Raw genomic sequence first — 21,482 nt, 5'->3', positions numbered from 1 at the left:
GCGCCGGACTAAAGCGTACCGTTCCCGTTACGCGTCCCAGAATCGTTACGGATCTTCGCCGGCCGTGTCCGTACCGTACTCAAGCGGGGACACGGTGAAAAGCCACCGCTTCGGGCAGACGAGGGACGGCGATCCGACGGATTGAGTAGTCGCCCGGCGTTGGACGGCGCTATGGACACACTCGGAGTCGTCGGCGGTCGCGTGCTGAACCCGGACGGAGCGGTGCGGCGGGCGGACGTGCTCGTGGACCGCGAGGCCGGCGAGATTCTGACGGTCGAGGGTGAGGCCGCGGCGGACGCGGACGAACGGCTGGACGCCGACGGGGGGCTCGTGATCCCGGGGCTCGTCAACGCACACTGTCACATGGCGATGAGTCTGCTGCGGGGGTACGCCGCCGAGAAGCCGCTCCAGGCGTGGCTCACCGAGGAGGTCGGGCCGGTCGAGGCGGTGTTCGACGCCGAGGACGTGCGCGCCGGGACGGAGTTGGCGCTCGTAGAGCTGATCCGGTCGGGCGTCACCGCCGTCGGGGACATGTACTTCGAGACGGGGGCGGTCGCGGACGCGGTCGCACAGGCTGGGCTCCGCGCGAGACTCGGGTTCGGGGTCGTCACAGTCACCAAAGACGAGTCGGGCGCACAGGCGGACGTCGAGGAGTCGCTGCGGGTCGCCCGCGAGTTCGACGGCGCCGCGGACGGCCGGATCCGGACGGCCGTGATGCCACACTCGCTCACCTCCGTCGGAGCGTCGTACCTCGAAGACGCCGCCGAGCGTGCCCGCGAGGCGGGCCACTCGCTCCACTTCCACGCCAACGAGACCGCCGGCGAGGTGGAGCCGGTGGTCGAGGAACACGGACGACGACCCCTGGCGTACGCCGACGACCTGGGGCTCCTGCGGGACAGCTACGTCGCGCACGCCGTCCACGTCGACGAGACGGAGATCGAACTGTTGGCCGACCGCGAGGTCGGGGTCGCTCACTGTCCGGCCGCGAACGCGAAGCTGGCGTCCGGGATCGCCCCCGTCCAACGGCTGCTCGACGCCGGCGTGACGGTCGGACTCGGCACCGACGGCCCGGCCTCGAACGACGACCTAGACCTGTTCGACGAGATGCGCGACGCCGCGATGGTGGGGAAGCTCGCCGACGGCGACGCGACGGCCGTGTCCGCCGAGTCCGTGATCGAGATGGCGACGGCCGGCGGCGCGCGGCTCCTGGGGTTCGACGACTCCGGACGGATCGAGCCGGGGGCGAACGCGGACTTAGCGGTCGTCGACACGGACGCGCCACATCTCACGCCGGAACACGACCCAGTCTCGTTGCTGGTGTACGCCGCCCGCGGCAGCGACGTGATCCACACGATCGCTGACGGCGAGGTGTTGATGCGCGACCGGGAGGTGCTCCCGTTCGACACGGCGGCCGTCGAGGAACGAGCCGCCGAACGCGCCGCCGCGGCCGTGGAGCGTGCCGAGGACTGAGCGCCCCGTGGAGTGAGCGTGCCGTGGCGGCTCAGAACAGTCCGGTGGCGGAGCCGTCGTGGTCGAGGTACGACCCGTTGTTCAGGTCGTAGTAGTCGTCCCAGCCGTACCAGCCGGAGGCGTCGTCGAACACGCCCTCGATGTGTTGTTCCGCCTCCTCGTGGGAGATTGCCTCGTGCGGGACGGAGCTGTCCGTGTGGGCAGAACAGGAGGTGTAGCCGCCGAACTCCCAGAACTTGGCGTGCTGGCGGCCGAGGAACCCGAACGTGCCGGTCGCGGCCGAGTCGTGCTGGGTCTCGAACTGCCAGGTGTCCGTGTTGAACCCGTGGCGGTCGTACTGGACGACGATGTTCGTGTAACCGTTGGACGTGAGCGTGGAGACGACACCGGACATCGACTCCGGCGAGACGACGTTCATCGGCGCCGTCTTCTCGTACAGCCCGTCCGTCTCCTCGTACTCGAACACGCCGTGGGCGTAGTCACTCTCGCGGTAGGAGGCGCCGGTGGAGTAGGCGGTCGCTTCCGTCGCCGCGCCGGCACCGCCGGAGAAGGCCGCCTTCCACTCGTCTGCGGTGGCGATCTCCGTGTCCCACTTCCGGCCGATCGTGCGCGTGTCGCGCTGCGGGAGGTCGTCCGTCTGGGGCTTCGGCCGCTCGTACGTCTCCGTCTTCGAGACTGTCCCCTTCTCGTAGCCGTAGCGCTCCTTCAGCGCCGGGCTGGTCTTGCGCGTCCGGACCGTCACCGCGTCCGGTCGGATCTTCACCTGCTTCCTCTCTCGTCCCTGGACCCGGAAGCCCGGGCCGACACCGCCGCCCGGCGAGGCGCCGACGACACCGGAGAGTGCCGTCGTCGCCGCCGCTGCCCCCGTCAGTCGCAACAGTCCGCGTCGCGTCGTGTGTGTCTCTTCTGTCATGGGAGACGAGAGCTAGTTGAGAACAGTAGCAAATAAAACCTATTGTGAACTGTCTGAATCCTCTCGTCACGGGGGTTCTCCCCGGTGGGTGACGGCCCCGTGGGCAACCGTTTTTGACGTCCGGCGCGGTACGCCGGGTATGGCTCGGTCGACACTACGTGACGTGGTCGAGCGGCAACGGGTCAACGCCGGGCTGGCGTGGGGTGTCGTCGGCTTCCTCGTTGCCGCGGCCGTCGGGACGGCGCTGTCCGGCGACCCGGTGTGGGGAGTGTTCGTGTTGCTCGTCGCCGCCGTAGCGTGCGTGCCGCCGGCGGTGACCCGACGGGCGACCGCGATGCTGCCGTGGGAGGTGTTGGGGCTGGCGGCGCTGCCGGCCGTCGGTCGGACGCTGTTGACCGGCGCAGAGCTGTTCGGCGTCACGCTGTCCGGGCGGGTCGTGACGTTCTTCGCCGTCGCCGCGGTCGCGCTCGTCGTCGCCGTCGAGTTGGACGTGTTCACCCCCGTCCGCATGACGGAGTCGTTCGCGGTGGCGTTCGTCTCGCTCACGACGACCGCCGCTGCCGGCGTCTGGGCGCTGGCGCGGTACGCGACGGACAGCCTGCTGGGTACCCGGCTCCTGCTCGACGGCCGTCCGCTCCGCGAGGTGGAGACGGCGCTGATGTGGGACTTCGTCGCCGCCACCCTCGTCGGGTTGTTGGCGGGCGTCCTGTTCGAACTGTACTTCAGACGACGCGCCGCCGGCCGACAACGGCTCCCCCCGGAGGTGACCGAGTCGTGAGACTGCGCGAGTACCTCGGCGTCTCTCGGACCCGGCAACGACAGCTGTCGCGGGCGATGCAGTTGGCGCTCGTCGGGATGGTGTTCGTCGGCCTCGAGCGTCGGAGTGTCGGCGTGATCGTGAACGCGGGGGTGGCGTTGGCCGTCACCTACCTCCCGGCAATCCTACAGCGTGACTACGAGGTGCCGATGGACGCCGGACTGACGCTGTGGATCACCGGCGCCGTCTTCCTCCACGCGTTCGGCGTGGTCGGACTCCCCGGCGCCGGGGTGAACTTCTACCGCTCGCTGTGGTGGTGGGACCACCTGACTCACGCGCTGTCGTCGTCCGTCGTCGCGGCCGTGGGCTACACGCTCGTTCGCGGGCTGGACGAGCACTCGGCGGCGATCTCTCTCCCGCCACGACTCACCCTCCTGTTCGTCCTGGTGTTCGTCGCCGCCTTCGGCGTCTTCTGGGAGGTGGTCGAGTTCGCACTCGGCGGGGCCGCGGCGACGCTGGGGGGTGCGGCGGTTCTCACCCAGTTCGGTCTCCACGACACGATGCTCGACATGGCGTTCAATCTCGTCGGCGGGTTCCTCGTCGGGCTGTACGGCACCGCCCACCTCACCGACCTGACGGGCCACGTCGCCGAGCGGCTGGACCGCCGGCGCAGCCAGACGTGACCGACGGCGACAACGACTTCACCCAGCCGGCCGGAGTGAGCGTGTGAGCGACACGACCGACGACACGGACGATACCGAGACACGCGGTCGGCCGTGTCCGGCCTGTGGGGCGGCGATGGTCCACCGACACTGTGAGTACGTCTGTCCGAACCACGGAGTCGTGATGGACTGTTCGGACACGTTCTACGGCTGACGCCGGGACGGGTTCAAGTACCCCTCTCTGCCGCCCGGGTCGTCGCCGTCTCGTGGAAGCGTGGGCCAACTGTTATGGGGGTGGCGATACTACAGAGATTAGATATGTGTGGGACACCGAGTGGAGGGAGTCGAGTCACAGCCGAGTGGGGTGTGACCGGCGACCCATGGTAGCGGACGACCAGATCGAGCGGAGTAAGCGTATCCAACAGCAGACGGGGAAGACGTTTCACTTCGCCACTCGGCTGCTGCCCGAGCGCGTCCGCTACCCCACGTACGTCCTGTACGCCTTCTTCCGTGTCGCCGACGAGGTCGTCGACGCCGCGGACACCGCCCCGCCGGCCGAGCAACGCGCCGAACTGGAGCGGCTCCGCGAGGCCGCGCTGGGCGAACGCGACACCGACGACGACGTGCTCGTTGCCTTCGCGGAGATGTGTGACCGCCACGGTATCGCCGACGAGGACGTGGTGACGTTCGTCGACGCGATGGAGACGGACATCGACCGCGACCGCTACGACAGCTACGAGGAGCTAGAGGCGTACATGGACGGGTCGGCGTCGGCGGTCGGCCGGATGATGACGGCCGTGATGGAGCCGGACGACGCCGAGGCGGCCCTGCCGCACGCGACGAAACTGGGCGAGGCGTTCCAGATGACCAACTTCATCCGGGACGTTGGCGAGGACATCGTGGAGCGGGATCGGATCTACCTCCCCCGAGAGACGCTGTCGACGTACGGCGTCACCGAACAACAGCTGATGGACTTCGAGTTCGACGACGACGTCGCCGCCGCCGTCCGCCACGAGCTCCGTCGGACGGAACAGCTGTACAAGGAGGGGGTCGCCGGCATCAAGCTCCTGCCGGAGGACTGCCAGTTCGCCGTCCTGTTGGCGGCCGTGTTGTACGCCGACCACCACCGGCTCGTCCGCGAACGGGGCTACGACACTCTCACCGCGACACCGGAGCTGTCGACGGCCCGGAAGGTGTCGTTGCTCGCCCGCACCCGGTGGGCGTGGTTCCGGACGAAGGACCCCGAGGCCGTCTTTCGGCGCGTCAGTACCGTCCCGTACGGCGACACCGCACACAGCGGCACCGGCCACGGCGAGCGGATGCCGGTCCGCTAGTCCCGTGGGACGACCCGCATCGGCAGCTCCGACTCCAGGAGGAGCCGCTGGCCGACGCTCCCGAAGATAGCCTTGCCGGCCGGCGACCGGTCCCGAACGGTGAACACCAGTTCGTCGGCGTCGACCGCCGCCGCGAACGACAACACGTCCTCCTCCGGTCGGTTGCCGCGGACGAACTGGTGTGTCTCGACCGGCACCTCCAACGCCTCTGCCAGCGTCTCGACGGCTTCGTCCCCCTGCCGAATCTCCTCGCTCGTCGTGTCGTCGCCGCCCAACTGAGAGTTGACGGCGTGGATCTCGTCGTCGTCGGTCACTCGACCGCGGAGGTACTCTGCGATCAGTTCGCTCGTCCGGTCGCCGTCCGTGGCTGCGACGAATCGCATACCTCCAGCCTCCACGCCGGACTACTTCAAACCCGCCGAGGGCGACCCGGATCGTTTTGTCGACCGACCCAGTAGGAGGACGCATGGCCTACACTGTCCGGTACGACAACGGTCGCCGGGTGACGAACCAGACGTTCCCCGACGCCGTCGAGAAGAAGGTGGAAGGCGGGTTCATCACGCTGTACGACTCGAAGGGCCGGGAGATCAAGACGTTCAGCCGGGACACGTTCGTCGTCGGCGCGCCCGGTGACAGTATCTCGTGAGTGGCTTCTCTCGGACGAGTCGGCGGGACCGACGCTCGGAAGCCTCGCGCGTCTCTCGCCCCCCGACCACCGACGTGGCCTCTCGCTCCCGACGCAGTATCCTCACACCCCACCCCCGCCACCACATCCGAGAACCTTCCCCCCACTGACGCCCGAAAGTTTACACGCCGTCCGCCTGCCCGGTTGGTATGGCCTACAGTGAAATCGAGCGGGCCGACCGAGACGAACTGTCGGAGCGACAACTGGACCGACTCCGCGACACCCTCGAACGGGCGGGCGAGGTGCCCTTCTACGCCAGGGCGTTCGAGGAGGCTGGCGTCGGCGTCGACGACCTAGAGACGCTGTCGGACCTGACGGCGTTCCCGTTCACGACGAAAGCGGACTTCCGGGCGGAGTACCCGGACGGCCTGTTCGCGGTCGACTGGGACGACGTGGCTAGGGTCCACGCCTCCTCCGGGACGAGCGGCAAGCCGAAGGTGGTGTCGTACACGGACGCGGACTTAGACCTGTGGGGCGAGGTGGTCGCACGGTCGCTCGTCGCCGCCGGCGTCTCCGAGACGGACGTGGTCCAGAACGCCTACGGCTACGGGCTGTTCACCGGCGGGCTCGGGCTCCACGCCGGGTTAGAAGAACTCGGGGCCGCGGTCGTCCCGACCGGCGGCGGCGACACCGCCCGCCAGATCGAGACGATGCGGGATCTGGGCTCGGACGTGCTCTGCTGTACGCCGTCGTACTGTCTGTACCTCGCGGAGGCGGCCGAGGAACGCGGCCACGACCCGCGGGACCTCCCGATCGAACGGGTCGTGATCGGGGCGGAGCCGTTCACGGACCCGATGCGGGCGGCGATCGAGGATCGACTGGACGTGACTGCCGTCGACATCTACGGGCTGTCGGAGGTGATCGGTCCGGGTGTCTCCATCGAGTGTGCCGAAGCACAGGACGGACTCCACGTCTGGGAGGATCACTTCCTGCCGGAGGTGATCGACCCGGAGACGGGCGAGCGACTGCCGCCGGGCGAGGAGGGTGAGCTGGTCCTGACGACCCTGACGAAGGAGGCGTTGCCGGTCGTCCGTTACCGCACCGGCGACGTGACGAGCCTCCGGTACGAGGAGTGTGCGTGTGGGCGGACCTCCGTCCGGATGGACAACGTCACCGGTCGGACGGACGACCTCCTGATCGTCCGCGGGGTGAACGTCTACCCCAGCCGGATCGAGGAGGCGGTCGTCGCCGTCGACGCCGTCGCGCCACACTACCGGATCGACCTCCGGCGCGGCGACGACGGGCTCGACCGGATCGAGCTGACTGTGGAGACGCAGCCGGGGTTCGCGGGCGACCTGTCGGCGCTGCGCGACCGGCTCCACGACCGGGTGAGCGAGGCGCTGAACGTCTCCGTGGACGAACTCGCGGTCGTCGAACACGGGGAGATCGACCGCACGGAGGTCGGGAAGGTGAAACGGGTGTACGATCACCGCTGACTCGACGGATGGGAAAGAGGTTTTCCTCCGCCGGCGGAGACGAGAGGTATGCACGTCATCGTGGTGGGTGCCGGACAGGTCGGCTCCAACATCGCCGAGAGCCTGGCGGACACACACGACGTGGTCGTGATCGACACAGACGGGGAACGCGTCGACGCGTTGACGTACGACATCGACGTGTTGGCAATCGAGGGTGACGGCGCCGACCTGGAGACGCTGCGGGAGGCGGACGTGGGGCGGGCGGATCTCCTGATCGCCAGCACGGACGACGACGAGACGAACGTCGTCGTCTGCGGGACGGCGAAGGTGGAGTCGGAGGCGTTCACCATCGCTCGCGTGAAACGACCGCAGTATCTCGCCACCTGGGAGCACGCCGTCGACGCAGGCAACGAGGCGTTCGGCGTCGACTTCATGGTGTGTTCGGACCTGTTGGCCGCCCGCACCATCGTGGAGGTGATCGGCGTCCCCACCGCAGAGGACGTGAAGTCGTTCAGCGACGGCGCCTGCCGGATGGCGGAGTTCAAGATTCCCGCCAACTCCAGTGTCGCCGGCGAGACCGTCAGCGAGGCCGACCGGTTCCCCGGGCTCACGTTCGCGGCGATCATCCGCGGGGAGGAGGTGATCGTCCCCCGTGGCGAGACCCGGCTCCGGCCGGAAGACGACCTCGTCGTCATCGGCCAGCCGGAGGAGGTGGAGGCGTTCGGCGCCGCGCTCGCCCCGGACCAGACCAACCCGGAGGAGGTCGTCGTGTTCGGCGGCAGCGAAATCGGCTACCAGGCCGCGAAGCTGTTGGCCGAACAGGGCACCTCACCCCGGCTCGTGGAGCAGGACCCCGACCGGGCGCGGTGGTTGGCCGAACAGCTCCCGGAGGTGACGGTCATGCAACACGACGCCACCGACCAGGAGTTCCTCGAACGGGAGAACGTCGGCGGCGCGGACGCCGTGATCGCCGCCCTGGAGACGGACCAGGGCAACCTCCTGGCGACGCTCCTGGCCAAGCGGCTGGGCGCCGACCGGGCGGCGGCCGTCGTCGACAACGGCGAGTTCACCGACCTGTTCGAGGCGGTCGGCGTCGACGTTGCGATCAGCCCCCGGCGGGTGACGGCAGAGGAGATCACCCGGTTCACCCGGACGAACTACGCCGAGACCGTCTCCATCATCGAGGACGACCGCGCGGAGATCCTGGAACTGGAGGTGGACGCCGACAGCGACGTGGTCGGCCAGTCCGTCCGTGATCTCGCGCAGGAACTGCCCGCGAGTGTCGTCATCGGCTCGATCACCCGCGGCCGCGAACTCATCATCCCCCGGGGTGACAGTCACGTGGAGGCGGGCGACCACCTCGTCGTGTTCGTGGAGGCCAGCGACGTGGACGCCGTCGCGGCGACGCTGTAGCGTCGGTCGACAACGACGCATTTACGCCACGGCTGGCAGTGTCACCGGATAGACGATGGCACTGGGGGCCGAAGCGTGAACCGAATCGGCGGAGGCAGTGGGTCGGGGTCTCGGCTCAGGGTGGATTGGCGGGCCTCGATCGCGGTCGTCGGGACCGTGCTCCAGTACCTCTCCGGGACCCTGCTCGTCCCGTTGGCCGTCGCGGCCGTCTACGGCGAGGACAGAGTCACGTTCGTCGTCGCCGCGCTCGCCACCGTGACCCTCGGGACGGTGCTGTCGCTGGCGGACGACGAGCCGGAGATCGGCAACCGAGAGGGGTTCCTGATCGTCGCCACGACCTGGCTGGCGGTGTCCGTGGTCGGGACGCTCCCGTATCTCCTGGCCGCCCACGGGATTCCCGGGCTGGTCGCCCCCACGTCGCCGGCGTCGACGCTTGCGAACCCCGTCAACGCCCTGTTCGAGTCGATGAGCGGCTTCACGACGACCGGGGCGACGGTGTTGGGTGCCATCTCGTTGGAGCGTCACTCCCACGCGATCATGCTGTGGCGTCAGCTCACCCAGTGGCTCGGCGGGATGGGAATCGTCGTGTTGGCGGTCGCCATCCTGCCGGAGCTGTCCGTCGGCGGTGCCCAACTCGTCGACGCGGAGGCGCCGGGCGTCGGGATCGAGAAGCTCACGCCGCGGATCGCCGAGACCGCCCGTGCGCTGTGGCTGTTCTACCTGGGGTTCACGCTCCTGGAGATCGGACTGCTGTACGGACTCCACCAGGTCGGGCTCGCGCCGAACATGGGGCTGTACAACGCCGTCGCCCACGGGCTGACGACGCTGCCGACGGGCGGGTTCTCCCCGGAGGCAGACAGTATCGCCGCGTTCTCGGCGGTCGTCCAGTGGGTCGTGATCCCGTTCATGGTCGTCGCCGGGACGAACTTCGCGTTGTTCTGGCACGTCGTCAGCGGCGACCCACGGACCCTGTTCGAGGACGCGGAGTTCCGGGGCTACCTCGGAATCGTCGCCGTCCTGACGGCGGTGTTGGCGGGACTCCTGTTCACCGGGACGGCGCCGGCGCTGGAGTTGGGCGGTGCCACCACCGGCGTCGTGGAGAACTCCCTCCGGCAGGCGGCGTTCCAGATCGCCTCGATCGTCACGACGACCGGGTACGCGACCAGCGACTTCGTCGAGTGGGACACCGGCGGTCAGTTCCTCCTGCTGGCGGCGATGTTCGTCGGCGGCTCCGGCGGCTCCACCGGCGGCGCCGTGAAGATCGTCCGGTGGCTCGTCGTCGCCAAGCTCGTCCGTCGGGAGCTGTTCACGACCATCCACCCGGACGCCGTCCAGCCGGTTCGGCTGGGCGGCACGGTCATCGACGAACGGGCGATCCGGGGGATCACCGGGTTCACACTGACGTACTTCGTGATCTTCCTGGCTGCGACCGTCGTCGTGATCGTGGACGCCAACCGAATCGGCGTCGCGCTCACCGTCGCGGAGGGGGCCGCCGGCGTCGCGGCGACGCTGGGAAACGTCGGGCCGGCGCTGGGCAGCCTCGGGCCGTTCGGGAGCTACCTCGCCCTCCCGGCCACGTCGAAGCTGCTGATGGTGTTTCTCATGTGGATCGGCCGGCTGGAGATCATCCCGGTGCTCGTCCTCCTGACGGACGCCTACTGGCGGTCGTAGCTCACTCCGTCGCTTTGAGGTTGTGAACCGGGTCGAGCCGTTCGACCACCTCGGCGGTCGGCGTCAACGCCGCCCGAATCGCCGCCGCGGGCTTGTACGCCATCGGTGCCTCGTCTAACGTCTCGTCGCCGACGGACTCGGAGTACACCCCCTCCATCGCCGTCTCGAACTCGTCGACGGACAGCGTCTCGTGTGCCTCCCGCCGGCCCATCCGCCGGCCGGCGCCGTGGGGCGCCGTCTCGTTGTACGCCTCGTTGCCCCGGCCGCGGGCGATCACCGACCCCTCGGACATGTCGAACGGGATCACGAGCCGCTGGCCCTCCCGGGCGGGCGTCGCGCCCTTCCGGATCGTCAGATCCGCGAAGTCGACGTAGTTGTGGACGCTCTGGAAGCTCTCGACCGGCTCGACCCCCAGCACCGTACAGACGGCCTCGGAGATCAGCGACCGGTTCCACCGGGCGTACTGTTGGGCGAACAGCATGTCGACGTAGTAGCCGTGCGCCTCGCGGCCGTACAACGCCGCGAGGTCGTCGCCGAACGCGTCCGTGTCGTCTGCGTCGTCGCCGTCCGTGTCGTCTGCGTCGTCACCGTCCGTGCCGTCTGCGTCGTTGCCGTCCGTGTCGTCTGCGTCGTCACCGTCCGTGCCGTCTGCGTCGTTGCCGTCCGTGTCGTCTGCGTCGTCACCGTCCGTGTCGTCTGCGTCGTCGCCGTCCGTGTCGTCTGCGTCGTCGCCGTCCGTGTCGTCCGCGTCGTCACCCGTCGGCGCGAGCGAGCCCAGCGTCTCGAAGGCGCGTTCGATGGCTCTCCCGTCCAACTCCGTCCGCAGGCGTTCCTTCCGGATGTGCGACTCGCCTTTGCCGCCGGTGACCCACTCGAAGAGGTCGCCGTCGGAGACGGTCTCTAGGTCGAACTTCAGGAACCGTTCGTACTCCTCCGGGACCGACTCCCGGATCTCGTCGGCCCGGCGGTACCGAGTGGCGCGTTCCTGCCAGTACTCCGCGACGGCCAGGCCGAGGTACCGCGAGCCGCTGTGGACGACGAGCCAGTGGTCGCCCGACTCCCGCCCGCGGGCGAACTCCAGGAAGTGGTTGCCGCCGCCGAGCGTCCCGGCAGACTGGATCACGTGGCTCGTGCCGCTCGACCGCCCGGCGAGCACCCGGTCACACAACGACTGGAAGTACTCACCGTCGTAGCCGTCGAAGTCGAACCCGACCGGGTCGATCTCGCGGTCGAATCGGTCGCGGTAACGGGCCGCGAACTGCTCGAACGCCTCGTTGGCTCGCTCGAACGGGAACTCGTCGACGAGGTGGACGGCGTCGTCGTAGTCGTGGACCGCCCGCCCCATCGGCACCGCCTCGCGGACGCGTCGCTCGCGGGTCGCGTCGTCCAGCGGCAGTTCGCTCCCGAGGTTCGTCGCCGCCATCCCGCAGCCGACGTCGACGCCGACGACGTTCGGCACGACCGCGTCCGGCAACGGCATCGTGAACCCGACGGGCGCACCGGCCCCCCAGTGGGTGTCCGGCATCACCCGGATCGGCTCCGTGAACGCCGGGTGGTCCGCGAGCGTCCGCACCTGTTCGAGGGCGTTGTCCTCGACCAGCGACTCGTCGTCGACCATCACGCGGGCGGTGGTCGCGTCCCCCTCGATCTCGATTGGCACACCCGAGACTCGGCGCTCCGGGCGTATTCAAGCTACGGTCGCCGCGAGCCGTGTGAGCGAGTGGCGTGGTCACTCGTTCGAGAGAACGTGTCGTCGCCACTGTCTGTGGAGCCAGCCTTCCCCGTCGTGCCCCGTCTCGGAGTGCGCGGCGAGCGTCCCGTGGAGACGGCCGACGGTCGCCGCCAGCTCCCACTCGATCAGGGTGAGGGTGACGACCGCGGACCCGACGACACCGGCGAGTGTACCCAGCCGCGGAAGCCACCGAACGGCACCGAGCGACACGACGGCCTCCCAGGACGCGCCGCCCGCGACGAGCCACAGCGGCTCGACGAACCCGTACGTGGGGTGCCAGACCGACACGGACAGCGAGACGACGGTGACGGCGTTGGCCGCGAGCGACAACGGCGGGACGTTCGTCCGTCTGATCGTCCCGTACAGGCCGAGCTCCAGCGCCGGGACGGCGAGCCCGACGAGCCCGACGACCGTCGAGAGGGTGAGCCGCACCACCCGACCCTCCGTGACTGCCAGGAGCGCGAACGCGGCGGTGAGCAGCCACAGGTTGCCGAAGTGGAGCGACGCGAACCCCGTCAGGCTGGGCCACCAGTCCGGGCCGTCACTCTCGAACAACGTCTCTGGGTCCGTGAACGACAGTGGGTCGTCGCCGTCTGCACTCGCGGTCCGCGACAGCAACACTACGATCACCAGCAACAACAGCGCCACGACCGCACCCCCAGACGAGTCGAGTCCGGACTGTGACACACTCCGCCCGTCTGCGGGGTTGGGTATATCTCTGTCGTCTGTCTGTGACTCGGATCACGCGAGGAGGGCGCGAGGAGGGCGCGAGGAGGGCGCGAGGGGGGCACGAGCGTCGTCTCACGGCTCGGCGTACGACAGAGACGGGTCCGGCAGGTCCGTGTCGCTGTCGTCGCCGTCCCCGTCGTCGTCGGTCCCGGGCACCCCGAGCATCGGGACGTTCGTCGCGTGGACGACGTTCAGTCGGCCGAGACGAGAGAGCGGTCAGGAGTCCTCCGTTTCGTCCCCGTCTGTCTCGTCGCCGGCGTCACCGCTCCGCCGGACAGCAGCGACGACGGCGTGAGCAACGGTCGGCTGCCGACCACGTCCGCCGGATTGCCCGTCTCGTCGCGGACGGTGTTGGTGAACCGTCCGACGACGACGAGCAACGACGGGACGAGCGTCCCGAGGTCGTCTGGGGTCAGTGTCGCTTCACTCACTGTCGTCTCGTTTCGGATCTAACTGAAGTAACTACTGGAGATACGGAAGTTGTTCGTCGGCGGGGCACACTCTCTCACAGAGTGATCCTCCCCCGTTTTATATATCGGGAGTCGAAGAAGCGTGACGATGGCGGAGGAGGCGGACGAGGAACTGGAGACCGTCGCCGGGCTCTTGGAAGACGAGTACGCCCGGGAGATTCTCCGGGAGACGAGTCTGGAGCGACTGTCGGCAGCGACCCTCGCCGAGCGGTGCGGCACCTCGAAGGCGACCGCCTACAGACGGATCGACAGTCTGCGCGAACAGGACCTCCTGGAGTCGTACCAGGAGCTGGACCCGGACGGCCACCACTACGAGACGTTCGCCGCCTCGTTCGAGGGGTTGACCGTGCGGCTGGAGGAGGGCCAGTTCGAGGTCCAGGTCGAACGCAGGACGGACCCGGCCGACCGCCTCAGCGACCTGCTGGATCAGCTCAAATGACAGACACACTCTACACCACGACAGCACTGCTCCAGTCCGGCGGGACGATCGCCCAGCGGGCGTTCCTGTACGCGCTGGCGGCGGCGTTTCTCGTCTCGCTGGCGCTGTCGTTGTTCGTCGGCTTTCGCGTCCTGCGGGGCTACCGCCGCGGGGGCCAACGGACGCTGCTCTTGTTCGGACTCGGAGTGTTGTGTATCGTCTTCCTCTCGAAGGTGACGCGGATCATCCTGGCCACGGGGTTGGGGGTCGGTGTCGGCGTCACGTCGATTGCGAGCACCGGCTGGCGGATCGTCGGAGCGTTGCTCGTGTTGCGGGCGATCTACGACCGCGGAGGCTCGGGACCATGACAGACGACACGGTCGACAGGGACGACGGGCACAGCTACGCGGCCCGGGGTGGGCTCGCCGCCGGCGCGGTCGCGCTCCAGGCCGGCGCCGGACTGGGGCCGAACGCACGGGCGCCGGTCGCGCTCGCCAACGTCGTGTTGGCGGTCGTCGGCTTGGTCGTCGCCTACCACACGCTCCAAGCGTACGGCAGGGACGGGGAGCGGTCGACACTCCTGTTCGGCGGCGGGCTGTTCCTCCTGACGACCGGGCGGGCGGTGTTGTCACTGACCGTGTTGACGCTCCAGTCCATCTTCGGGCTCGTGTCGCCGTTGCTGGGCGGGCTGGACCTGGGGCTGGGGGTGCCGCTGGGTGTGGTGATCGCCGGGGTCGCGGAGCTGTTAGACATCGTCGGCCTGGTCGCCGTCTTCTACGCGTTGTTGGAGTAGTCACCCGGCACGGCCGCCCGTGGCTTCGCAGTATACAAGGGGTACCGGTCGGTACGGAGGGGTATGGACGTAGCCGACGCGATGACGCCGCGGGCGGACCTGGTGACGGTCCCGTTGCCCGGCGGTCGAAAGGACGCGCTGGAGTACCTCCAGGACAACCGGTTCTCGTCTGTGCCCGTCGTCAAGCCGACGGACGACGGCGAGGAGTTCCGCGGACTCGTCTCCAGAGAGGACCTGATCGCAAATCCGACGGAAGACCAACTCGCGCTCCTGATGCGGGAGGTGCCGACGGTCACGCCGGACGCGAACGTGCGGGCGGTCGCCCGGCTCGCCGTCGAGGAGGGGGCCCGCCGGGTGCCGGTCGTCGCCGACGACGACGAGACGGATCTGGTCGGAATCGTCACCGTGACGGACGTGATCCACGCCATCGCCCACGGCGACGTGGCGGCCGACGCGACGTGTGGCGAGGTGGCCGGCGACACGGTCGTCACAGTACACACGGAGACGCCGCTGACGGTCGCCGAGCGCCAGCTCACCTACGCCGACGTGCCGTACGGCGTCTGTCTCGACGACGACTGCGAGATCGCCGGGATGCTGACCGAGGTGGACCTGTTGGAGGTCGCTCGGATCGTCGAAGGCGAAGAAGAGACCGGCGAGTCCATCGCCGATCAGGACGACGACTGGAAGTGGGAGAGCGTGAAGGCGGTCGGGAGCCGTTACCTCCCGACCCGGGACGTGGAACTCCCCTCGGACCCGGTGTCGCGGGTGATGACGGAGGACGTGTTGACCGTCTACGGGGGCCAGACGGTGACGGAGGCCGCACAGACGATGGTCCGCAACGACGTCGAACAGTTCCCGCTCGTGGACGGCGGCGACCTGGCCGGGATCCTCAGAGACGTTCACGTCCTGGAGGCGGTGTAGATGGCCGACGGCGACACCCTCGCGGAGCTGGCGAAGCGCCGCGGGTTCTTCTTCGGGTCCGTCGACGCCTACGGCGGCGTCGCCGGCCTCCAGACGTACGGCCCACGCGGGGCGAGTCTGAAGGACAACGTCGAGACGGCCTGGCGCGACCGGTTCACCGTCCGGGAGGGGAACCAGGAGATCGAGGCGCCGACGGTGATGCCGGAGTCGGTGTTCGAGGCCTCCGGCCACCTCGACGGCTTCGACGACATGCTCGTCCGGTGTCCGGAGTGTGACGGGGCCCACCGCGCGGACCACCTGATCGAGGACGCGACAGCGATCGAGGAGGCGGAGTCGCTGCCGACCGACGAGGTCGAGACACTGATCGCCGACCACGAGATCGGCTGTCCGGCGTGTGCGACGCCGCTCGCGGGCCAGTCCGTCGAGGAGTTCAACCTCATGTTCGAGACGGAGATCGGTCCGGGGTCGGGCGACGCCGGCTTCCTCCGGCCGGAGACGGCTCAGGGGATCTTCGTGGAGTTCCCCCGGCTGAAGCAGTACGCCCGCAACAGCCTCCCGTTCGGCGTGACACAGATCGGCCCGGGCTACCGCAACGAGATCAGCCCCCGGGGTGGGCTCCGCCGGCTCCGGGAGTTCACGATGGCCGAGCTGGAGCAGTTCGTCCACCCGGACGACGACGGCCCGTCGTTGGAGCCGGTCGCGGACGTGTCGCTCCCGCTGTACTCGGCGGCCGCACAGGAGGCCGGCGAGGGCATCCGGGAGCTGACGCCGCCGGAGGCGGTCGCGGAGGGGGTCGTCGCCTCCGAGTGGGTCGCCTACTACCTCGGGGTCGCCCGACGGTGGTACGACCAGGTCGGCGTCGACCCCGACCGGCTCCGCTTCCGTCAGCACAACAGCGGGGAGCTCGCACACTACGCCTCCGACTGCTGGGACGCGGAGGCGCTGCTGGGCGTAGGGCCGGACGGCGAGGGCGGCGACTGGGTGGAGATCGCCGGGTTCGCCGACCGCGGCGACTACGACCTCTCGAAACACGCCGACCACTCCGACGACCGCTACACGGTGTTCCGGGAGTACGACGAGCCGCAGACGGTCGAGCGGACGACCGTCGACCCGGACATGTCCGTGCTCGGGCCGAAGTTCGGCGCCGACGCCGGGAGCGTGGCCGACGCGCTGGAGACCCTGGCCGAGCGCGATCCGGACGCGTTCGACGCTGAGACGGTCACCGTCACGGTCGACGGGACGGCACACACCGTCGACACGGAGACGGCCAACTTCGGCACGGAGACCGTGACGGAGTCGGGCGAGCACGTCACCCCGCACGTGATCGAGCCCTCCTTCGGCGTCGACCGGACGGTGTTGACGCTCGTCGACCACGCCTACCGCGAGGACGTCGTCGACGGGGAGACCCGGACGTTCCTGGCGCTGGACCCGGCGGTGGCGCCGACGACCGCCGCGGTGTTCCCGTTGGTGTCGAACGACGACCAGCTCGTCGAGGGGTCGACGGCGCTGGCCCGGCGGCTGCGCGAGCGAGGGCTGGCCGTGACGGAAGACGACTCCGGCTCTATCGGTCGGCGCTACCGCCGGCAAGACGAGGTGGGGACGCCGTTCTGTGTCACCGTCGACCGCGACGGGATCGAGTCCGACGGGCCGGACACGGTGACGGTGCGGGAACGGGACACCGCCGCACAGGTGCGGGTGCCGACGACGGACGTGCCAGACGAGATCGAGGCGTTAGTCGACGGGGAGACGACGTTCGCAGCGCTGCGGGACCGCTACGAGGTGGTCGCGGCCGGGACGACGGAGCCGTGAGCGAGCTGCGTCGCCGGGCCGTCCACCTCGCCGGGACGGCGTTCCCCGGCGCGTACGTCGTCGGGCTGGTGACGTACGCTCAGTTCCGGCTGGCGCTGGCGGGGGCCCTCGCCGTCGTGGCGGTCCTGGAGTTCGTCCGGTTGGTCGTCGGCTACCAACACCGGATCTACGACGAGCTCACCCGGGAGTACGAGACGGACAACGTCGCGGGGTACGCGTTGTTCTTCGTCGGGGGGACGCTGGCGGCGACGTTGTTCCCGGCGTGGATCGGCGTGCCGGCGGTGTTGATGCTGTCCGTCGGTGATCCCATCTCCGGCGTGCTCGGGTCGGCCGACGCGACGGCCGCCAAGGAGGCGGGTGTGCTGGCGGTCATGTTCCTGGTGTGTTTCGCCCTGGCGCTGCCGTTCGCGGTCGGGGCACTCGGCCAACTGCCGGGGGCCGCCGTCGCCGCCGCCGGCGCCGCGGGCGCGACGTTCGCGGACGGGGTGAAGCCGGTCGTCGCCGGCTACGTCGTCGACGACAACTTCTCCATCCCGCCGAGCGCCGGGGGTGCGATGTGGCTGTTGGCGCAGGCCGCCTGACACCCCCGGCGCGTGGTGAGGACACCCGAAACCGGTAAGTCGCGGGACACGAACTGTGTGGTATGAGCGAGTCGGTCGTCGCTGATTTTCCCGGCTGGTTCTACAGCCACCAGGTGGCTGGGGAGCCGCCCAAGGGGCGTATCATCCTGGGGAAGTCACAGTTGGTCGTCGCCTCCGACGACGTGCGCGAGAACATCCCTCTCTCGGAGATCTTCGACGTGAAGGTCGGTGACGTGCCGGACGAGCTTCGGACGTACTTCAACGACACCGTCACCGTCGCCTACCGCGACGGGGACGCGCGGCGCGTCGTCGCCATCGAGGGGGAGGACAAACACATCGAGCGGTTCTCTACGGTGTTGTTCAAGGTGTTGCTCAACGGGACGCCGACGCTCGTTCGCCACCCCGCCCGGAAGGGCGGCCGCGTGACGGACGTGGACGCGGTGAAGTCCAAGCTCGCCCTGAAGTGGGAGAAGATCGGGTTCAAGCGGAGCGACGGCGTGATCCAGATCGACCTGGACGACGTGATCGGGGTGGATCGCTCGGAGCGAGACCTCGGCTACGGTCGACACCCGGTGGTCAACTTCCGGCACCTGGCGGACGGCGAGGCGGTGACGACGGAAGCCGGAATCGAGTCCTCCCGGAAGACGAACCTCCTCGGACGGTACGTCCGGATGCGGTACTCCGACGTGGCCGAGGAGCTGGAGGAGACGACGATCACGGACGAAGAAGAGGAGATCCTGGTCGCGCTGTACACCGCTCCCGGCGTGTCGCTGTCGAAGGTGGTGGAGTTCAACCCCCAGCGGCTCACCATGGTGTTGCGCGGGCTCCGCGAGAAGGGGCTCATCGCCGACACCCAGGAGGAGACCACCCTGACGATGAAGGGGAAGGTGGTCGCCGGCAATCGGCTGGAACAGGTCAACACGTAGCGTCGCGCCGATTTCCGCAGACACTTTACGCTGGCCGCAGTCCGGACAGACGTGACAGACGACCACCGCGTGTTGTTGCTCGGCCCGCCCGGCGCGGGCAAGGGCACCCAAGGGAAGCGACTCGCTGCCGAGTACGGACTCGACGTGATCACGACCGGCGACGCCCTCCGGAACAACAAGGAGATGGACATCTCCGAGCTGGACGTGGCGTACGACACCCCCGGTGGGTTCATGGACGCCGGCGAACTCGTGCCGGACACGGTCGTCAACGAGATCGTCGTGACGGCGCTCTCTGGCGCCGAGGGGTTCGTGCTCGACGGCTACCCCCGCAACCTCGACCAGGCGGAGTACCTCTCCGAGCAGACGGCGTTGGACCACGTCGTGTTCTTAGACGTACCGGAGTCCGTCCTCGTCGACCGGCTCACCGGTCGTCGGGTGTGTGACGACTGCGGGGCGACGTACCACGTCGACTTCGACCCGCCGGCGGAGGCGGGCGTGTGTGACGAGTGTGGCGGCGAGATCGTCCAGCGCGAGGACGACACCGAAGAGACCGTCCGCGAACGGCTCCGCGTGTACGAGGAGGAGACCGCGCCGGTCGTCGACCACTACCGCGAGACGGGCGCGCTCGCCGAGGTGTCCGGCGAGGGGTCGCCGGACGACGTGTTCGACCGGCTCACCGACCTGATCGAGTCGTAGACTCGCCGCGGTCCAGTTCTCGGCGACGCCTCACGCCCCGTCGTCGGCGTCGGCGCTCTCCCCGATCCCGAGATCCGTCGGATCGTCGTCGTTGTCCCCGTCGACCAACGCCGCCGGGTCGTCCGTGTCGCCGGCGGTGGTGTCGTCCGCGCCGGTGGTGGTGTCGTCCGCGCCGGTGGTGGTGTCGTCCGCGCCGGTGGTGGTGTCGTCCGCGCCGGCGGTGGTGTCGTCCGCGCCGGTGGTAGTGTCGTCGTCCGTGTCGCCGACGGTGTCGCTGTCCGTGTCGCCGGTGGTGGTGTCGTCGTCCGTATCGTCGCTCTCGGCGACGGTAGTGCCAGACCCGTCGTCGGGAGTGTCGTTCGCGGGGGCGTCGTCGGTGTGGTTGTCGCCACCGGAATCCCCGTCGGTCGCTCGGCCGTCTGGGGTGTCGTCGCCGCTGTCGGCAGTCGCACTGTCGTCGTCGCTCGTCGTGTCTGTGGTCACACCGTCGTCGTCCCCGCCGCTCGTCGTGTCTGCGTCGCCGATGGTCGACTCGGCGGCGGCCGCGAGCCGCTCCCGGACCTCCGGTCGGCGGACGGAGCCGGAGTCCGTCCGCGGGAGTGCGTCCGTGAACCGGATCGTCTTCGGAATCTTGAACCCGGCGAGCCGTTCGCGAGCGAACGTCTCCAGGTCGCCCGCGGTCATCGACGGCTCGGAGCGAACGACCAACGCCGCGACCCGTTCGCCCCACTCGTCGTCCGGGACGCCGACGACAGACGCGGCCGTGACGTGTGGGTGGTCGCCCAACACGTCCAACACCTCCCCGGGGTCGACGTTCTCCCCGCCGGTGACGATCCGGTCGTCCTTCCGGTTGAGGACGTACACGTACCCCTCCTCGTCGCGGTAGCCCACGTCCCCGGTGCGGAGGCCGTGCGGGCCGAAGGCGTCGCCCGTCGCCGTCGGGTCGTCGTAGTAGCCGGTCGTCACGGACGGGCCGTCCACGACGAGCTCACCCACCTCGCCGGGCGGGAGCTCCTCCCCGTCGTCGTCGCGGACGCTCACGTCCGTCCAGACGAGCGGGCGGCCGACGGTGCTCGGGCGGTCGAACGCCTCCTGGGGCGTGGCGACGGTGATGCCGGAGGCCGCCTCCGTCATCCCGTAGGTGGGGTGGACCGGGACGGAGTAGTCGCGACACCGCTCGATCAGTCGCTCCGGGGCGGGCGCGCCGCCGAGCAACACCACCCGCAGCGAGTCGGCGAGCGTCCCCCGAGCGTCCAGCATCCGTTCCAGCATCGTCGGCACGAGCGACACCCCGGTTGCGTCGTACGTCCGGAGGTCGTCGGCGGCGGCGCCGGGGTCGAACTCCGTCCGGAGCACGACGCTCGTCCCCGCGAGGACGGCGCGGTACAGCGGCATGATCCCGCCGGTGTGGTGGGGCGACAGCGTGAGGAGGTAGCGGTCGTCCGGGTGGACGCCCAGCCGGAACCCCAAGGTGACGGCAGACGAGAGCACGTTGCCGACCCGGAGGACGACGAGCTTCGGCTCGCCCGTGGAGCCGGAGGTGAACAACGACAACAACGGCTCCGACCGGTCCCAGTCGTGTGGCTCGAAGTCGGTCTGCTCGACCGCCCGGAGGTGGGTGACACGCTTCCACTGCGGCTCGTCCAGGGAGACGACCGGCACCGCGAGCCCGTCGTCGTCCGTCGTCGCCGCCTCGACGGCGCGCTGTTCCGTCGCCGCGCCACAGAGGACCGCCGTCACGTCCGCCCGCTCCAGCCGCGGGGCGAGTTCGGCGTCCGTCAGCCGGTCCGAGACCGGAATCGGCCGGAGCCCCAGCCGCATGGCCGCGTGGACGAGGGTGACGTACTCCACGCGGGTGTCGAGGAACACGCCGAGCCGGTCGCCGGTCGACAGCCCCAACGCCGCCAGGCTGCCGGCCATCTTCTCGACGGCCTCGTCCAGCTCCGCGTACGTCCAGGTCGTGCCGGTGGCGGCCGCGACCAACGCCTCTGCGTCCGGCGTCGACGCCGCTCGCTGCGCCAGCCAGTCGCGCATACGCCGTGGGTGGGTCCGGACGGACGTAGTGGTTCCGGGTGCGGTCGGGCCAC

General features: G+C 69.3%; 23 protein-coding genes. 17 read left to right on the top strand and 6 right to left on the bottom strand.

Annotated features, from left to right (window positions below):
• Positions 1 to 171: 171 nt before the first annotated feature.
• Complete coding sequence (locus tag RYH79_RS03765) at positions 172 to 1,470, top strand: amidohydrolase (protein ID WP_370896385.1); 1,299 nt, start codon at positions 172 to 174, stop codon at positions 1,468 to 1,470.
• A gap of 31 nt (positions 1,471 to 1,501) precedes the next feature.
• Here RYH79_RS03765 and RYH79_RS03760 read toward each other — a convergent pair whose 3' ends face one another.
• Positions 1,502 to 2,383, bottom strand: coding sequence for a hypothetical protein (locus tag RYH79_RS03760; protein ID WP_370896383.1), 882 nt, complete (start codon positions 2,381 to 2,383; stop codon positions 1,502 to 1,504).
• Between the two features lie 139 nt (positions 2,384 to 2,522).
• Here RYH79_RS03760 and RYH79_RS03755 point away from each other — a divergent pair, with 139 nt between their 5' ends.
• The 4 genes from RYH79_RS03755 to RYH79_RS03740 all read left to right on the top strand — a co-directional run bounded on the left by RYH79_RS03755 (position 2,523) and on the right by RYH79_RS03740 (position 5,136).
• Complete coding sequence (locus RYH79_RS03755) at positions 2,523 to 3,161, top strand: hypothetical protein (protein WP_370896381.1); 639 nt, start codon at positions 2,523 to 2,525, stop codon at positions 3,159 to 3,161.
• The gene (locus RYH79_RS03750; RefSeq protein ID WP_370896379.1) at positions 3,158 to 3,823 is read left to right on the top strand and encodes a DUF2238 domain-containing protein; all 666 of its coding nucleotides are present in this window, start codon (positions 3,158 to 3,160) and stop codon (positions 3,821 to 3,823) included. Before RYH79_RS03755 ends, RYH79_RS03750 begins: the two co-directional genes overlap by 4 nt.
• Before the next feature lie 43 nt (positions 3,824 to 3,866).
• Positions 3,867 to 4,016, top strand: coding sequence for an HVO_2523 family zinc finger protein (locus tag RYH79_RS03745; protein ID WP_370896377.1), 150 nt, complete (start codon positions 3,867 to 3,869; stop codon positions 4,014 to 4,016).
• Between the two features lie 166 nt (positions 4,017 to 4,182).
• Positions 4,183 to 5,136: a phytoene/squalene synthase family protein gene (locus RYH79_RS03740; protein ID WP_370896375.1), complete on the top strand. Its 954-nt coding sequence runs from the start codon at positions 4,183 to 4,185 to the stop codon at positions 5,134 to 5,136.
• Here the strand turns inward: RYH79_RS03740 and RYH79_RS03735 are convergent.
• Positions 5,133 to 5,519 carry a universal stress protein gene (locus RYH79_RS03735; protein ID WP_370896373.1) on the bottom strand — a complete coding sequence of 129 codons (387 nt, stop codon included), beginning with the start codon at positions 5,517 to 5,519 and terminating at the stop codon, positions 5,133 to 5,135. The genes RYH79_RS03740 and RYH79_RS03735 overlap by 4 nt on opposite strands.
• Positions 5,520 to 5,602: 83 nt before the next feature.
• Here RYH79_RS03735 and RYH79_RS03730 point away from each other — a divergent pair, with 83 nt between their 5' ends.
• From RYH79_RS03730 to RYH79_RS03715, 4 genes are all read left to right on the top strand, one after another.
• A complete protein-coding gene (locus RYH79_RS03730) occupies positions 5,603 to 5,782 on the top strand; it encodes a hypothetical protein (RefSeq protein WP_370896371.1) in 180 nt (59 codons plus the stop codon).
• A gap of 188 nt (positions 5,783 to 5,970) precedes the next feature.
• Positions 5,971 to 7,257: a phenylacetate--CoA ligase PaaK gene (gene paaK, locus RYH79_RS03725; protein WP_370896369.1), complete on the top strand. Its 1,287-nt coding sequence runs from the start codon at positions 5,971 to 5,973 to the stop codon at positions 7,255 to 7,257.
• A gap of 48 nt (positions 7,258 to 7,305) precedes the next feature.
• Positions 7,306 to 8,649 (top strand): Trk system potassium transporter TrkA, encoded by a 1,344-nt coding sequence (gene trkA, locus RYH79_RS03720; protein ID WP_370896367.1) that lies wholly within the window; start codon positions 7,306 to 7,308, stop codon positions 8,647 to 8,649.
• 120 nt (positions 8,650 to 8,769) lie between these two features.
• Entirely contained in the window at positions 8,770 to 10,320 is a 1,551-nt protein-coding gene (locus RYH79_RS03715) for a TrkH family potassium uptake protein (RefSeq protein ID WP_370896365.1), read from the top strand.
• Position 10,321: 1 nt separating this feature from the next.
• On the opposite strand, the gene RYH79_RS03710 is transcribed toward RYH79_RS03715, so the two are convergent.
• From RYH79_RS03710 to RYH79_RS03700, 3 genes are all read right to left on the bottom strand, one after another.
• Positions 10,322 to 11,938: an RtcB family protein gene (locus tag RYH79_RS03710; RefSeq protein ID WP_489753360.1), complete on the bottom strand. Its 1,617-nt coding sequence runs from the start codon at positions 11,936 to 11,938 to the stop codon at positions 10,322 to 10,324.
• Between the two features lie 111 nt (positions 11,939 to 12,049).
• Complete coding sequence (locus RYH79_RS03705) at positions 12,050 to 12,739, bottom strand: hypothetical protein (RefSeq protein WP_370896361.1); 690 nt, start codon at positions 12,737 to 12,739, stop codon at positions 12,050 to 12,052.
• A 233-nt stretch (positions 12,740 to 12,972) separates the two neighbouring features.
• Positions 12,973 to 13,212 (bottom strand): hypothetical protein, encoded by a 240-nt coding sequence (locus RYH79_RS03700; protein WP_370896359.1) that lies wholly within the window; start codon positions 13,210 to 13,212, stop codon positions 12,973 to 12,975.
• Between the two features lie 127 nt (positions 13,213 to 13,339).
• On the opposite strand from RYH79_RS03700, the gene RYH79_RS03695 reads away from it, so the two are divergent.
• The 8 genes from RYH79_RS03695 to RYH79_RS03660 all read left to right on the top strand — a co-directional run bounded on the left by RYH79_RS03695 (position 13,340) and on the right by RYH79_RS03660 (position 19,395).
• Positions 13,340 to 13,690 (top strand): helix-turn-helix domain-containing protein, encoded by a 351-nt coding sequence (locus RYH79_RS03695; protein WP_370896357.1) that lies wholly within the window; start codon positions 13,340 to 13,342, stop codon positions 13,688 to 13,690.
• Positions 13,687 to 14,037 (top strand): hypothetical protein, encoded by a 351-nt coding sequence (locus RYH79_RS03690; protein ID WP_370896355.1) that lies wholly within the window; start codon positions 13,687 to 13,689, stop codon positions 14,035 to 14,037. The genes RYH79_RS03695 and RYH79_RS03690 overlap by 4 nt, the downstream gene beginning before the upstream one ends.
• A complete protein-coding gene (locus tag RYH79_RS03685) occupies positions 14,034 to 14,462 on the top strand; it encodes a hypothetical protein (RefSeq protein WP_370896353.1) in 429 nt (142 codons plus the stop codon). Before RYH79_RS03690 ends, RYH79_RS03685 begins: the two co-directional genes overlap by 4 nt.
• Before the next feature lie 63 nt (positions 14,463 to 14,525).
• On the top strand, positions 14,526 to 15,383 hold the full coding sequence (locus tag RYH79_RS03680; protein WP_370896351.1) for a CBS domain-containing protein: 858 nt from the start codon (positions 14,526 to 14,528) through the stop codon (positions 15,381 to 15,383).
• On the top strand, positions 15,384 to 17,192 hold the full coding sequence (gene glyS, locus RYH79_RS03675) for a glycine--tRNA ligase (protein WP_370896349.1): 1,809 nt from the start codon (positions 15,384 to 15,386) through the stop codon (positions 17,190 to 17,192).
• A complete protein-coding gene (locus RYH79_RS03670; protein ID WP_370896347.1) occupies positions 17,189 to 17,773 on the top strand; it encodes a dolichol kinase in 585 nt (194 codons plus the stop codon). Before glyS ends, RYH79_RS03670 begins: the two co-directional genes overlap by 4 nt.
• Before the next feature lie 62 nt (positions 17,774 to 17,835).
• Positions 17,836 to 18,699 carry a CheF family chemotaxis protein gene (locus RYH79_RS03665; protein ID WP_370896345.1) on the top strand — a complete coding sequence of 288 codons (864 nt, stop codon included), beginning with the start codon at positions 17,836 to 17,838 and terminating at the stop codon, positions 18,697 to 18,699.
• Positions 18,700 to 18,750: 51 nt separating this feature from the next.
• Positions 18,751 to 19,395, top strand: a complete 645-nt coding sequence (locus tag RYH79_RS03660) for an adenylate kinase (RefSeq protein ID WP_370896343.1) — start codon at positions 18,751 to 18,753, stop codon at positions 19,393 to 19,395.
• A gap of 30 nt (positions 19,396 to 19,425) precedes the next feature.
• Here RYH79_RS03660 and RYH79_RS03655 read toward each other — a convergent pair whose 3' ends face one another.
• The gene (locus RYH79_RS03655; RefSeq protein ID WP_370896341.1) at positions 19,426 to 21,429 is read right to left on the bottom strand and encodes a class I adenylate-forming enzyme family protein; all 2,004 of its coding nucleotides are present in this window, start codon (positions 21,427 to 21,429) and stop codon (positions 19,426 to 19,428) included.
• Positions 21,430 to 21,482: the final 53 nt, after the last annotated feature.

Origin of the sequence: Halobaculum sp. MBLA0143 (assembly GCF_041361465.1) — an archaeon.
Lineage (GTDB): Archaea > Halobacteriota > Halobacteria > Halobacteriales > Haloferacaceae > JAHENP01.
The sequence above is the reverse complement of the archived record's forward strand: the minus strand, read 5'-3'. Positions and strand labels throughout refer to the sequence as shown.